The organism is Methylobacterium trifolii, assembly GCF_022179685.1.
Classification (GTDB): domain Bacteria; phylum Pseudomonadota; class Alphaproteobacteria; order Rhizobiales; family Beijerinckiaceae; genus Methylobacterium; species Methylobacterium trifolii.
This window is the reverse complement of sequence record NZ_BPRB01000298.1, coordinates 1-12,829: the sequence shown is the minus strand read 5'-3', so window position 1 is coordinate 12,829 and position 12,829 is coordinate 1. Positions and strand designations below refer to the sequence as shown.

Genomic DNA, 12,829 nt, shown 5'->3' with positions numbered 1-12,829 from the left:
AGATTTCCGGCAGCCCGCCGGCAAACTCAGTCCCCGTCGGAGGCCGCCGTCTCCCCGAAGATCGGCGCGAAGGCCGCGCGCAAGGCCATGTCGACCTCCGGCAGGCTCACGGTCCGGCCGAGGTCGGAGAGGCTCGTGACCCCGTGCCCGCGCACGCCGCAGGGCACGATGCCGGAGAAGTGGGACAGGTCCGGCTCGACGTTGAGGCTGATGCCGTGGAAGCTGACCCAGCGGCGCACGCGGATGCCGATGGCCGCGATCTTGTCCTCGGCGCCCTCCCCCTTGTCCGGCCGGCGCACCCAGACGCCGACCCGGTCCTCCCGGCGCTCGGCCCGCACGTTGAAGGCTTCCAACGTGGCGATGAGCCAGGCCTCCAGGGCGGCGACGTAGGCGCGCAGGTCGGTCCGGCGGTGGGAGAGGTCGAGCATCACGTAGGCCACCCGCTGGCCGGGCCCGTGATAGGTGTACTGCCCGCCCCGCCCGGTGCGGTGGACGGGGAACCGCTCCGGCTCCACCAGGTCCTGCACCTGCGCCGAGGTGCCGGCCGTGTAGAGGGGCGGGTGCTCCAGCAGCCAGACGCATTCGGGCGCCTCCCGGCGTGCGATGGCGGCCGCGCGCGCCTCCATCCAGGCGGCGGCGCCCGCGTAGTCCGTGAGGCCGTCGGCGATGCGCCATTCCACTGGGCCGGAGCCCGGCCGCGGCAGGAAGGTCTCGGGGCGGATCGAAAGGCGCGGGGCCGTGTCGTTTACCAAGGCTTCACCATGTTGCGCGGATGGTCTCCTCAGCACCCGCGCGCCGTGTTGGCAAGGTCGGGTGCCGGCTCGGGGGATGCGTGGCGGTTCTCGAAAACCTCAAGGTCGACCTGACGGTGGTGCTGGGACGCAGCCGCATGCCGCTGCACATGCTGCTGCGCATGGGCCGCGGCGCGGTGATCGAGCTGGAGGCGAGCGAGACCGACATGGTCGAGATCCTGGCCAACGACCACCCCGTCGCCCGCGGCCAGATCGTGGTGACGGGCAACCGCATCTCGATCGAGGTGACGGAGCTGATCCGCAAGGCCGAGAGCCTGCGCGCGCCAGGCGTCACCATCGGCGACGGGGCGGTGCCCTTCCTCGACATAGGCACCGAGCCCGCCTGAACCTTCGGCGAGAGCGTCCCGGGTGCTTGTCGGGGCGCAAGCGATCTGTTATCCGCTGCGCCGCGCTACCGAGACGGCGGCCCGCGATACGCGGCCTCCCTCGACGGGCGACGATGCGGCCATGGCGGAATTGGTAGACGCGCTAGCTTGAGGTGCTAGTCCCGCGAGGGGTGGAGGTTCGAGTCCTCTTGGCCGCACCACTGTTTTGGACTTTTTTCGCGATTTCATGCTGCCTGACTTTTTGAAGGGCATCGAGACTTTCGCGGTTCGATAGTCCTCGCCGCGTAGATGCGGCAGCCGCTCGGCAGAGACGCGTTCGCGCCCCGGCTTCGACGGCTTCGAAAAAGCCCTGTCTGTGAGAGACCCGCTCCGGCGTCAGGCGCGCGGATGCGGCGGCTCGATCGGCTCGACCTCCAGCGACATGCGCACCCGGACCACCACCCGCCCGTCCGCATCGCGTGCGGCCGCCACGTAATCCTGCCGGCCGGGGTCGGGCTGGAACCCCTGCGCGATCTTGGCCATGATCCGCACCGCCCGCTCGCCGGCCGCCTCGGTGTCCGGCAGATCGAAGCCGGTGGTGTCGCGGACGAATTCCGTCCCGTCGTGCAGGTCGATGAAGTACCGCGGCATGTGCGCAGACGAGTCCGGGAGATTGAGTCGATCTTCCCTAAGGCAAAGCTGCTGTTTTCAGTAGACCCCACGCGCCGGAATCCGAACGAACGGGCCGACCCCGTCGCCGGACGCATGGGTGCGGGCGGGCCGTGCGGTTCATGGCCTCCTTCGCGAAGGGCCGCCGATGCCGGTGCAAGACCGGCCGGCGCCCGCGAAAACCCCTTTCCCCCGAGGCGCTTTTCCCCGACACTGGCGGCTCCATGGACATCCTCCTCATCGGTTCCGGCGGCCGCGAGCACGCGCTGGCCTACGCCCTCGCCAAGAGCCCCCTCTGCGCCCGCCTGTTCACCGCGCCGGGCAACCCCGGCACGGCGAGGTACGGACAGAACCGTCCGGACCTCGACGTGTCCGACCACGCGGCGGTGCAGGCCTTCTGCGCGGCCGAAGGGATCGGGCTCGTGGTGGTCGGGCCCGAGGCGCCGCTGGTGGCCGGCCTCGTCGACGACCTCTCGGCCGCCGGCATCCGCGCCTTCGGGCCGACCCGGGCCGCCGCCCGGCTCGAGGGCTCGAAGGGCTTCACCAAGGCTTTGTGCGCCGAGCGCGGCATCCCCACCGCGGCCTTCGCGCGCTTCTCGGCCCTGGAGCCGGCGCTGGCCCATGTCCGCACGGCGGGCGCGCCGATCGTGGTCAAGGCCGACGGCCTGGCCGCCGGCAAGGGCGTCACCGTGGCCGAGAGCCTCGACCAGGCCGAGGGCGCCCTGCGGGCCCTGTTCGCGGAGGACGGGGCCGAGGTCGTGGTCGAGGAATGCCTGTTCGGCGAGGAGGCGAGCTTCTTCGCCCTCTGCGACGGCACGCGCGCGGTCCCGATCGGCACCGCCCAGGACCACAAGCGCGTCTTCGACGGGGACCGCGGCCCCAACACCGGCGGCATGGGTGCCTATTCGCCGGCCAGCATCCTCACCCCGGCCCTGGAGCGGGAGGTGATGGAGACCATCATCGCGCCGACATTGGCCGGGATGCGCGCCCGCGGCACGCCGTTCACCGGCATCCTCTATGCCGGGCTGATGCTCACGGCCGACGGCCCCAAGCTGATCGAGTACAACACCCGCTTCGGCGACCCGGAGGCGCAGGTGCTGATGCCGCGCCTCGCCTCCGACCTCGTGCCCGCCCTCCTCTCGGCCTGCGACGGCGACCTGTCGGGAACCACCCTCGAGTTCGACGCGCACCGGGCGGCGCTCACCGTGGTGATGGCGGCGGCTGGCTATCCCGGCACGGTGGTGCGCGGCTCGACCATCCGCGGGGTGGACGACGCCGAGGGCGACGGCGTCATGGTGTTCCAGGCCGGCACCCGCGCCGACGGCGACCGGCTGCTGGCCGACGGCGGCCGGGTGCTCGCGGTGACGGCGCTCGGCGACAGCGTGATGGAGGCCCAGGCCCGCGCCTACGCGGCCATCGCCCGCATCGACTGGCCCGAAGGCTTCTGCCGCCGCGACATCGGCCGCCGGGCCGTGGCCCGCGAAGTCGCCGGCCACGGCATTTAGTTATTTTTGGGATTTGGCGTCGCGGCCCTGGTCTCGCGGCAGGGTTGGGCCGGTCGCCTAGCGGGACACCCTGCCCAAAAAATGAAAAAGAATCAGCGGCGGCCCAGGGCGTAGAGGGTGATCGCGGCGGCGTTCGAGACGTTGAGGCTGCGGATCTCGCCGCTGAAGGGGATCTTGGCCAGCACGTCGCAGCAGCTCCGGGTGCGCTCGCGCAGGCCCTTGCCCTCGGCGCCGAGCACGATCACCGCCGGCCGCGTCGGCGCCAGGGCGTCGAGGCTGGTCTCGGCCTCCGAGTCGAGGCCGATCCGGGTGAAGCCGCGCTCCCCGAGTTCGATCAGGGCTTCGGCGAGGTTGCGCACGGTGACGAAGGGGACGTGCTCCAGCCCGCCGGAGGCGGATTTCGCCAGGACGCCGGTGGCACCGGGCGCGTGCCGGGCGGTGGTGACGATGCCCGCGACGCCGAAGGCCGCGGCGGTGCGCACGATCGCGCCGACGTTGTGGGGATCGGTGATCTGGTCGAGGGCCAGCAGCAGCGCGTCCTCGGGCAGGTCGTCGAGTCCGGGGGCCGCGAGGGGGTCGGCCTCCAGGTAGAGGCCCTGGTGCACGGCGTCCGGCCCCAGCAACGCGTTGATGTCGGAGGGCCGCACCAGTTCGGGCACGATCCGCAGGGTGCCGAAATGCTCTGTGAGCCGCGCGGCCCCGTTCTCGGTGGCGAGCAGCCGGTGCAGGGTGCGCCCCGCATTGCCGAGGGCCTGGACCACCGGATGCCAGCCGTAGAGCACGCTCACGCCCTCGGCCGCCCCCGAGGGCCGCGCCCGCTCCGGAGGCCGGCCGTAGCCCGGTCGGGCGCCGAACCGCCTGGGGCCCCCGAACGGGCGGGGGCGTGATCCGCCCGGATCGTCGCGTCGGGTCGTCATCGCAAGGTCCCTTCTGCGGAGCGGCCGATGCCGGTCCCACACCCTGGCGCGACAAACCGGCCGCACGCGTCCCCGTCAAGCCGCATTCCGCCCGTTGCCCCGCCGCGCCGGGCCGACTATAGAACCCCGGAGCCCAGACGCGCCCTTCGTCTAGCGGTCCAGGACGTCGCCCTTTCACGGCGAAAACACGGGTTCGATTCCCGTAGGGCGCGCCAACAATCTCAATCACTTAACTGATGTTCGTCATCCGCGTGTCCAGTTTGTGTCCCATGGACGGGTCTGGACCTCGCCGAACGCAGCTGTGGCTCCTTGGAAGGTGACTTTCGGGCATCCGTGACCGACGATCCGCGTAGGGATCGCGCTGCATCGCGCATGCAGTCCGTGCACAGGCGTGCCTGCGGTTCGAATCTACCGTCGCGATCGCGGATCGGCACCCAGCGGATCGGCACGACAGACAGGCCACCGTGCGACCACACTGCGGTATCCCGGCCGATCTCGATGGTGTGCCCGCCCGCACCGTATCGGCCGGAAAGAGTGGTTGCGTACCGGGCCGCGACTTATCATGGCGGACATCATGGGCGAGCCCACCCTCGATCGGCTCCTCTTCGGCAACCGCGAAGGGACTGCGCTCAAGCATTTGATTTGCGATGAGGCGCACGCGCCGTTTCGCGTTTGGAAACGGCGACAGGCGTGGTCGCGGAGGCGGTGACGCCACTTTTCAACGTTCACGAAGGCAGGCGTAGGACCCTTTGACGGTGATGCGCGATGACAGACGGGAGTCGGTGAGGCGTGCCGGCACGCGATGCGTGGAGACTCTCGGCCCTATCGACCCAGCCCGCCCCTTCAGCGCTTGAAGACCCGGACCGGCGAGACCGTCCCGTCGCTGTAGCGCAGCTGGACCGAGGCCGAGCGCGTGCCGGGCGGGGCCTTGAGGTACGGCAGGACGTTGCCCGGGACCGCGAAGGGGTTGGCCTCGTCGCAGGGCGGCAATGCCACCACCCGGTCGGGCTCGGGCCGGTCCAGGCCGATGCGCACTTCCTTGATGCCGCAACGGTAGGACACGAGGGTCGTGTAGTAGAGCAGCACGCCGTTGAAGTCGCGGAACGACAGCCAGCTGCCCGCCACCATCTCCAAGGTGCGCCGCTGTTCCTGCCGCAGCGCCGCGTGCGGCTCGAAGGGGATCGGGAACGGACCGACCGTGACGCCAGCGGCATCGACGTAGCGGACCTGGAGCGTGGCGGCGCCGGAATCGGCGTCGAGTTGGATGGCGGGATTGGGCATGCGCCGGCCGGTGCGCTGATCGATGACGTCGAGCAGGCCCGTATCCTGGAACGGGGCGGCCTCGCCGAGCCGCCATGCCAGGGCGATCGCCGGCTCGGGGAGCGAGACGCTGGCCATCCAGCCCGCGTTGCTGCGTTGGAAGCTGACCAGGGGAGCATTGACCGGCGCGTTGCCGCCCCCGGGGCTCGGCGGCCGTGTCGGTCCGGTCGGATCGCGGGCCGGTGGAAGCGCCGCGACCTGCTGCGGTGGCGCGGAGATCGGGGGCGTCGCCTGCGCCGTCGCCGTGCTCGGCAGCTTGGCGGCGAGGCCCGGCGCCGCCTCCGTCGGCCGTGCCGCGATGCCCTCGGCGAAGTAGAAGTCGTCGCCCGGCAGCGAGCCGTAGACGAAGGGTTCCTGGCGCCGGTCCGTCGCGGTCAGGACGTCGTCGCGCACGAGGCGAAAGAGTTTGTTGATCTCCAGGCCCGGCGTCGCCAGTCGCCGCGTGAACGCCAAGGCGAACGGGCTGTTGGCGCCCTCGCCGTCGAGGGCGGTCTGCCGGTGCTTGGCCGCGTAGGCCACCAGCGTGCCCCCCTCCGGCTCGACCGGCGCCAAGCCCCGCCCGACCGAGCGTGTCGCGATGGTGCGGCGCATCTGGCCCGCGAAGGGGTTGTCGCGGCAGGCGTCGAGGACGACCAGGCGCAGTTTGCGCGCCGGCTCGATGGCCTGGAGCACGCGGTCGAGGGGAACCGCCTCGTCCCCGATGTCGCGGTCGCTTTTGAGGCGTGCATCGACCGGCACGAGGTAGTTGACGCCCCCGATCTCGAGACCGTGGCCTGCGAAGTAGACCAGTGCCCAATCGGCCTGACCGGCGGCCTCGGTGAACGTGTTGAGGGCGGCGATCAGGTCGGCCCTGCCGAGGTCGGCGGCCAGAGTGACGCTCTGGAAGCCGGCGCTGCGCAGAGCTTCGGCCACGCGCGCGGCATCGCCGGCAGGGTTCGCCAGGCGCGGGACCGTTGCGTAGGCGGCGTTGCCGATGACGAGGGCGACCCGGTTCTCGGCCTGCGCGGTCGACCCAAAGGCCGCCAGGAACAGGATCAGGACGCCGAGCGCGAGGTGGCGAATCATCGAAGCATGCCTCCTGGGTTCGCGCCGAGCTTCAGGCAGCAAATGGCTCGAAAGACGGCAACGCTCACCCAAAGTGCGGCCGCCGGATCGTCAGACGATCACGGGGCATCCGCGGACGGCCCTTCGCGAAAGTGCCACGATAGGGGCGGCCGAGAGCAGACCTGACGATCCGGAAGCGGCGCGATCGGGCTGAGGATGTTGGTCGACCTCGGTCGATTCGGATATCCGAGGTCCATCGGCTGCGACTACCATCTGGCATCGACCACAGATGCGCACCGCGGTTGGGTCGGCATGGGCCAGGTGCGGGCACCGCGCTGGCGTGGAGGTATCGTTCGATGCCAGCCCCCGTTGCCTTCCTCGCCACCATCGGTGCCGACGAGGAGGCCGCCTACCTCGCAGCACTCGCCGCGGCGATGCCCCAGGAGACCGTTCGCCCGTTCCGTGCATTGACGGAGGCCGAGCGCGCTGCGGTCGATGTCGCGCTCGTCACCAATCCCGATCCTGCCGAAGTGGCCCGGCTGCCGCGCCTCGTCTGGCTCCAGAGCCTGTGGGCCGGCGTCGAACGCCTCGTGCACGACCTCGGTCCGGGCGCGCCGCCGATCGTTCGGCTGGTCGATCCGGAACTCGCCCGCACCATGGCCGAGGCGGTCCTGGCCTGGACCTACTACCTCCAGCGCGACATGCCGGCCTACCGGCGCCAGCAGCAGGCGGTCCTCTGGCAGCCGCGGCCGTACCGCGCGCCGGCCGACACGACGGTCGGACTGCTCGGCCTCGGCGCTCTCGGCAGCGCCGCCGCGCACCGACTTGCGCAAGCGGGCTTCCGGGTGGCGGCGTGGACCCGGTCGCCGGTCTCGCCTGCGACCCGCGAAGCCCTGCCGACGATCGAGACCTGCGCGGGCATCGGTGCGCTGCCCGACCTCCTCGGGCGCAGCGACATCGTCGTCTGCCTGCTCCCGCTGACGGCTGAAACGTGCGGGCTCCTCGATGCCGGCCGGCTCGCGGCAATGAAGCCGGGCGCAGTCCTGATCAACGTCGCCCGCGGCGCCATCGTCGTCACCGACGACATGCTGTCCGCCCTCGATGCCGGCCATCTCGACCACGCGGTGCTCGACGTGTTCGAGACCGAGCCGCTGCCCGCCGCCTCGCCCCTATGGCGGCATCCCAAAGTCACGGTCCTGCCCCACATCACCGGCCGGACGAATCCGGCCAGCGCCGCGGCCGTGGTCGCAGGCAACCTGCGCAGCTATCGGGAGACAGGGCGAGTCCCGGAAAGCGTCGACCTCGCGCGCGGCTACTGAGACCGTCCACCATTCAGGCTCAGCAATTTCAGGTGCTCGAGCCCTGCCTGTGGCTCCGCGCCGAACAATCGCAGGAGAGGCACCGGGCTCGGCCGCCTGCGGCGTGAGCGCCCAGGCCGGAACGGGCGGTACGGCCCCCGGTTGCACTCGGCCCCCTCCCCAATGGTTACACAGAATGCGGTTCCTGATCGCCGAGAGCGAGACGCCCGAGGCCCGGTCAGAGCGCCGCGACAGTGTCGGTCGATCCTCGGGCGAGACCTATCTCGCCGTCTTGAATCGGCTGGCGCCCGATGCCCGATGCGATCGGATCATGCCGGCCGATGCCGATGCGGCGCTGCCCTCCGATATGGCCCTGGCCGGGTACGATGCCGTCTTCCTGACCGGCGCACCGCTCCACCTCTACGACGAGACGCCCGAGACGCGCCGCGCGATCGCCTTCATGCGCGCCCTGTTCGCGGCCGGGACCCCGTCCTTCGGCTCCTGCGCCGGGTTACAGGTCGCGACCGTGGCCGCCGGCGGCAGCGTCCGTCCGAATGTGCGCGGACGCGAGGCGGCGTTCGCCCGCCGCATCGTCCCGACCGAGGCCGGGCGTGCCCATCCCCTCCTCGAAGGCCGTCCCGCCGCCTACGACGCGCCGAGCATCCATACGGACGAGGTCGAGAGGCTGCCGGAGGGCGCCACGCTCCTGGCCGGCAACGCCGTCACCCTCGTGCAAGCTGCCGAGATCCGGTTCGAGCGCGGCACCTTCTGGGGCGTGCAGTATCATCCCGAGATCGGCCTCGACGAGGTCGCCGGCGCGCTCCGCCGGCAGGCCGACGGTCTCATCGAGGCCGGACTGGCGCATAGCGAACACGACGTCGAGGACTATGCGCAGCGGATCGAGGCCCTGCACCGCGAGCCCGGCCGGCGCGACCTCGCCTGGCCTTTGGGGCTCGATGCACAGGTGACGGACGAGCACCTGAGGCTTGCCGAGCTCCGCAACTTCATCGCGCACCGCGTTGCGCCCACCCATGCCTTGCGCCGGTGACCATGTCGGACGGGGATGCCGGACCGCTCCGGCACCACCGCCGCGTGCTGATCACGCGCGCCGCGCGTGGCTTCTCGCACGGTCGTGCCATCGCCGAGCGGGCAGCGGCCATCGGTGCCGAGGTCGTCGCGCTGGAGGGGGATCGGATCGCTCTTCCGACGCAGGACAACCCGCGCGCCGCCGCCGGGAGGCCGAGGCGACCCTCGCCGTCGTCGTCGCCTCACGGCGTCGGCCTCACCGTGGCGCCGATCCAACCCGTCGGCGATCGACGGGGGGCCTTCGCCGATTCTTCTCGCGCGCACGGCAGAGGCGCTCAGCGGTAGAATCGAGCTCGACCTGACGGCCGAATTGATCGCCCACCGCTCCACGCCCGGCTCGAAGTCCGTTCCGCAGGGCTGGTATCCCGGCAGCGACCTCGACCTCGATGAGGCGACACGTTCGCGCAAACCGACGAAAGTCGGCTCGACCAGGTACGTCGACCCGCCCGTGAGCGATGGGCCACCGCCGGCGCGAGCACGATCGCGATCGACAGCCTGGCGCACAACGTCCTGCACCGGACCGGGATACGCCGGCGCCATTACGCCGAGCACGCCTATGGACCGGCCTGCGACGGAAGCCGAATCGATAGAGTTTCAGATCATCGCTTCACGGTTCGACGCGACGAGAAGCCATGAACCATCGACCTGAAGCGGAGAGCACGCGCATCCGAATGAGCGCATGATGACTTCCGATTGCTCGGCACCCATACCTTAAGAAGAAACTAGGGAGGCGTTTGCGGCGCGGCGGATTATGATTTTTCAAGATAATCTGCTTACGATTTGCAGTTTATTCAGAGCGCCGGACTTTGAAATATGCAGCTCTCAGGCGCGCCGAATCCTGATTGCGTCTAGCATCGAATCGGTATTTCAACGCTTACGATTGTGCCACGCCCGACTGTACTGTTAACATCGATCCGGCCGTTCAATTTCACTGTAACTAAATTGTGAACGATATGCATGCCGAGACCTGTGCTCCCGCTGCTGCGGGCTGTCGTGAAGAACGGATCGAAGACGCGCTGAAGGTCCGTCGGCGTGATGCCTCTACCATCGTCAGCGACTTCGATCCGAACATACTCCGCCGAGGGATGCGACACCCGAATGATTATATGCCCGTTGCACCTTGCCTCGAACGCGTGGATGACCGCGTTTGAAATCAAGTTCGTGACGACTTGCCCGAGGGCGCCCGGATGCGTCTCCACAGTCAGCCCGAATGGACACTCCTGTCGAATCACATGCCCTCCATTGCGAAGCAACGGTTGCAAGCTTGCAACGAGTTCATTGAGCCAGACATCAAGTACGAAGCTCCGGTGCTCGTCGCTGGACCTATCGACGGCAACTTGCTTGAACCCATGGACCAGGTCAGCGGCGCGTGTGAGGTTCGCATACAGTAAGTCCGCACCCTCATCGACGCGATCGACGAAATGCTGCAGGCGCGATCGCGAGAGTGGTCCTGCGCTGAGGCGCGCTCGAAACGCACCTGTCTCCCCGCAGATGGTCGTCGCTGTCGTAAGTGCGATACCCAGCGGCGTATTGATCTCATGAGCGACACCTGCGACGAGATGCCCTAGAGAGGCGAGTTTCTCAGACTGCACGAGGCGGTCCTGCGCCATGTGAAGGTCATCGAGCGACCGGTTGAGGTCGCGCGTCCGTTCCTCGACCTTGGCCTCCAGGGTCTCGTAGGCTTCCTGGACGCGGCCGGCCATCAGATTGAAACGATCGGCCAAGATCTCGATCTCGTCTCCGGTTTTGATGGAGATGCGCTGAGACAAGTCGCCTACGCCAAAACGTTCGGCACCTTCCTGAAGCCGTTGGATCGGCACGACCAACCGACGGGCCAGAAGCGTCCCTGCCACTGTCGCAAGTAGAATGCCGAGAATAAGCAAAACGAGTGTCTGGATGAGCGATACATAAACAGGCGCAATTGCTTCGCTCAAGGGAAGTTGCACGAATACGATCCAACCGACACGGCGAATGACTGCGTGGGCCGACAGGACCGTATCCTCGTTGGTAACGGTCGCGATCTGAGAACTCGATGACGGTGACTGTTTTTCTGAACCGATATGCGCGAGCGCTTGCGCCACCTCCGGCCGGCGGGACAGGTCGGAATCGCGCAGGACGAAGCTGAGATCGGGGTGCGCGACCAAGCGCCCTGTCGAGGTCACGACAAAGGCGTAGCCCTTCGTGCCGACGCGGATCACGCTGACGACATCCCAGATCAGCTTGAGATTGACCTCGGCAACCGTGACGCCCGGGTCGCGTCCCGAATGCGATACCGCTACCGTCATGTATGGTTCGGACCCACGGCGCAAATAGACCGGTCCGAACCAAACCTTGTCGGCAATAGCGCTCACGAAGCGTGTGTCGGTCGCATAGTCCTTGCCGCTTCCAACGACATCCGGCTCCAAACGTGAGACGCGGAGTTGTTCCTTGCCAGCGGGATCGAGATAAGCGACCTCGGTGATGGCCGGCGCCTGCCGAAGCAATCGGATGAAGTCATAGCGCTGCTGCTCGAGCGGCACACGTCGCCACTCGGCGCGTGCGGTCCACCCGATCTGGCTCTCGATCTCCGAGATGAAGGTGTCGACCCGTTCTGCCGCCCCGCGTGCCTTCTCCTGCTGAACCTGGAAGGCGGCACGTCTGGCCTCTCTGTAATTCAGCCACACGCTGACCGCACCGTTGATAAGCAGGACGATCGTGACAAGTCCCACGAGTGCGAGTGCGAGCTTGGTGGCCAGGCGTAAATGGGTGCGCGGTGCATGATCTTGCGCAAATGCAGTATTTGCTGGAATGGCTTCGGTGGGCTCCATCGCCTTCGTCATGTGACGATCTTATCGACTTGAACGGGAAGGCTCCATGCGAGCGTTCGATCGAGTGCACGCGTTACCTGACGCTCGATGTGTAAGTTGGTCTTGGGAGACTTCGGTACAGTCAACATGATTGGTTGCTTGCCGGGCAAAACGTACCGGACACACACAGTCGCGTGAGCAACGACATCAACGGATTGTGGCCGCATAAACGAAATTCCAGTCTCCAAGGCGAGACACTGAACGTCGAATACCTCTCGAAACCAATGCGCCACGCGTTCGTCGTATTGATGTCGATCCCGGCCATCTCGTCGGGCGCGCCAGATTTAATACAAACGTTGTTTATTAAAACACTGCGCAATGATTTCGATACAGCTTTGAGGCTGGCTGTATCGCGCGCCTTATTCATGGAAATCGTGTCCTCGATTGTCTGTGGCGCGTCTTCTAGAGACCAAACGATAAGTGCCTCGTCAATAAGCTCATGGTGGGCTTTTCGCCAGCGAGATGCACGACGAGTTTTTGCCTGATCGGACGTACCGAGTGCAAATTCTAAATCTTTCAGGCAGTCCGCGCAATCACATAAAGTTGCATGCGATGATACGCCAAGATAAAAACCGTATCCGAATCGATGAAAAAGCTGGCGCTGGCATACGTAGGATTGTTCGATCATTTTAATGAATCAAAAATATAAATCGTTCAAAACAAAAACTTGGCCTGAAACTTGATCTAATCTATGATGGTGTCGGCCATGCCAAGTAGAACTGGAGGGCACGTGATGCCGAGATGTTTGGCAGCCGTGAGATTCAAGAAGAATTCCAGCTTGGTGACCAATTGAACAGGAAGGTCGGAGGGCCGTTCTCCTTTGAGAATTCGCCCCGCATAAATGCCCGTGTAGCGATGGGATTGTTCGAAGTCGCCACCGTAGCTCATTAGACCTCCGGCCGATACGAAGTCCCGTGTCTGCATGATTGCCGGAACCCCATGGGTGGCAGCGAGCATTGCGAGTCTTTGGCTGCGAAAGGCAAAAAATGGATCTGACGTAAACACGATCCCTGCGGCATGCGCAGGG

The 12,829-nt window shown here is 67.2% G+C and carries 12 protein-coding genes and 2 tRNA genes; 7 read left to right on the top strand and 7 right to left on the bottom strand.

What is annotated here, in order from left to right:
- Positions 1-26: 26 nt before the first annotated feature.
- Complete coding sequence (gene lipB / locus COGEMETH_RS22445) at positions 27-752, bottom strand: lipoyl(octanoyl) transferase LipB (protein ID WP_238184913.1); 726 nt, start codon at positions 750-752, stop codon at positions 27-29.
- Between the two features lie 80 nt (positions 753-832).
- Here lipB and COGEMETH_RS22440 point away from each other — a divergent pair, with 80 nt between their 5' ends.
- Positions 833-1,138, top strand: a complete 306-nt coding sequence (locus COGEMETH_RS22440) for a FliM/FliN family flagellar motor switch protein (RefSeq protein ID WP_238184912.1) — start codon at positions 833-835, stop codon at positions 1,136-1,138.
- Between the two features lie 115 nt (positions 1,139-1,253).
- Positions 1,254-1,338: transfer RNA gene (locus tag COGEMETH_RS22435), tRNA-Leu, on the top strand.
- A 175-nt stretch (positions 1,339-1,513) separates the two neighbouring features.
- Here COGEMETH_RS22435 and COGEMETH_RS22430 read toward each other — a convergent pair.
- The gene (locus COGEMETH_RS22430) at positions 1,514-1,768 is read right to left on the bottom strand and encodes a DUF6894 family protein (RefSeq protein WP_238184911.1); all 255 of its coding nucleotides are present in this window, start codon (positions 1,766-1,768) and stop codon (positions 1,514-1,516) included.
- Positions 1,769-2,010: 242 nt separating this feature from the next.
- Here COGEMETH_RS22430 and purD point away from each other — a divergent pair, with 242 nt between their 5' ends.
- Positions 2,011-3,291 (top strand): phosphoribosylamine--glycine ligase, encoded by a 1,281-nt coding sequence (gene purD / locus COGEMETH_RS22425; RefSeq protein WP_238184910.1) that lies wholly within the window; start codon positions 2,011-2,013, stop codon positions 3,289-3,291.
- A gap of 92 nt (positions 3,292-3,383) precedes the next feature.
- On the opposite strand, the gene rlmB is transcribed toward purD, so the two are convergent.
- Complete coding sequence (rlmB, locus tag COGEMETH_RS22420) at positions 3,384-4,208, bottom strand: 23S rRNA (guanosine(2251)-2'-O)-methyltransferase RlmB (RefSeq protein WP_373875421.1); 825 nt, start codon at positions 4,206-4,208, stop codon at positions 3,384-3,386.
- Positions 4,209-4,347: 139 nt separating this feature from the next.
- On the opposite strand from rlmB, the gene COGEMETH_RS22415 reads away from it, so the two are divergent.
- A tRNA-Glu gene (locus COGEMETH_RS22415) sits at positions 4,348-4,423 on the top strand.
- A 628-nt stretch (positions 4,424-5,051) separates the two neighbouring features.
- Here the strand turns inward: COGEMETH_RS22415 and COGEMETH_RS22410 are convergent.
- On the bottom strand, positions 5,052-6,593 hold the full coding sequence (locus COGEMETH_RS22410; RefSeq protein ID WP_238184909.1) for a caspase family protein: 1,542 nt from the start codon (positions 6,591-6,593) through the stop codon (positions 5,052-5,054).
- A 335-nt stretch (positions 6,594-6,928) separates the two neighbouring features.
- Here COGEMETH_RS22410 and COGEMETH_RS22405 point away from each other — a divergent pair, with 335 nt between their 5' ends.
- From COGEMETH_RS22405 to COGEMETH_RS25870, 3 genes are all read left to right on the top strand, one after another.
- Positions 6,929-7,891 (top strand): 2-hydroxyacid dehydrogenase, encoded by a 963-nt coding sequence (locus COGEMETH_RS22405; protein WP_238184908.1) that lies wholly within the window; start codon positions 6,929-6,931, stop codon positions 7,889-7,891.
- A 175-nt stretch (positions 7,892-8,066) separates the two neighbouring features.
- Complete coding sequence (locus COGEMETH_RS22400; RefSeq protein ID WP_238184907.1) at positions 8,067-8,918, top strand: type 1 glutamine amidotransferase; 852 nt, start codon at positions 8,067-8,069, stop codon at positions 8,916-8,918.
- A 66-nt stretch (positions 8,919-8,984) separates the two neighbouring features.
- Positions 8,985-9,605: a spore photoproduct lyase family protein gene (locus tag COGEMETH_RS25870; RefSeq protein WP_373875420.1), complete on the top strand. Its 621-nt coding sequence runs from the start codon at positions 8,985-8,987 to the stop codon at positions 9,603-9,605.
- A 199-nt stretch (positions 9,606-9,804) separates the two neighbouring features.
- Here COGEMETH_RS25870 and COGEMETH_RS22395 read toward each other — a convergent pair whose 3' ends face one another.
- The 3 genes from COGEMETH_RS22395 to COGEMETH_RS22385 form a co-directional block, all read right to left on the bottom strand.
- On the bottom strand, positions 9,805-11,775 hold the full coding sequence (locus COGEMETH_RS22395) for a sensor histidine kinase (RefSeq protein ID WP_238184906.1): 1,971 nt from the start codon (positions 11,773-11,775) through the stop codon (positions 9,805-9,807).
- A 109-nt stretch (positions 11,776-11,884) separates the two neighbouring features.
- On the bottom strand, positions 11,885-12,430 hold the full coding sequence (locus tag COGEMETH_RS22390; protein ID WP_238184905.1) for a hypothetical protein: 546 nt from the start codon (positions 12,428-12,430) through the stop codon (positions 11,885-11,887).
- 56 nt (positions 12,431-12,486) lie between these two features.
- Positions 12,487-12,829, bottom strand: a 343-nt coding sequence (locus tag COGEMETH_RS22385; protein WP_283215040.1) for an ABC transporter substrate binding protein, incomplete at its 5' end; no start/stop codon positions are given.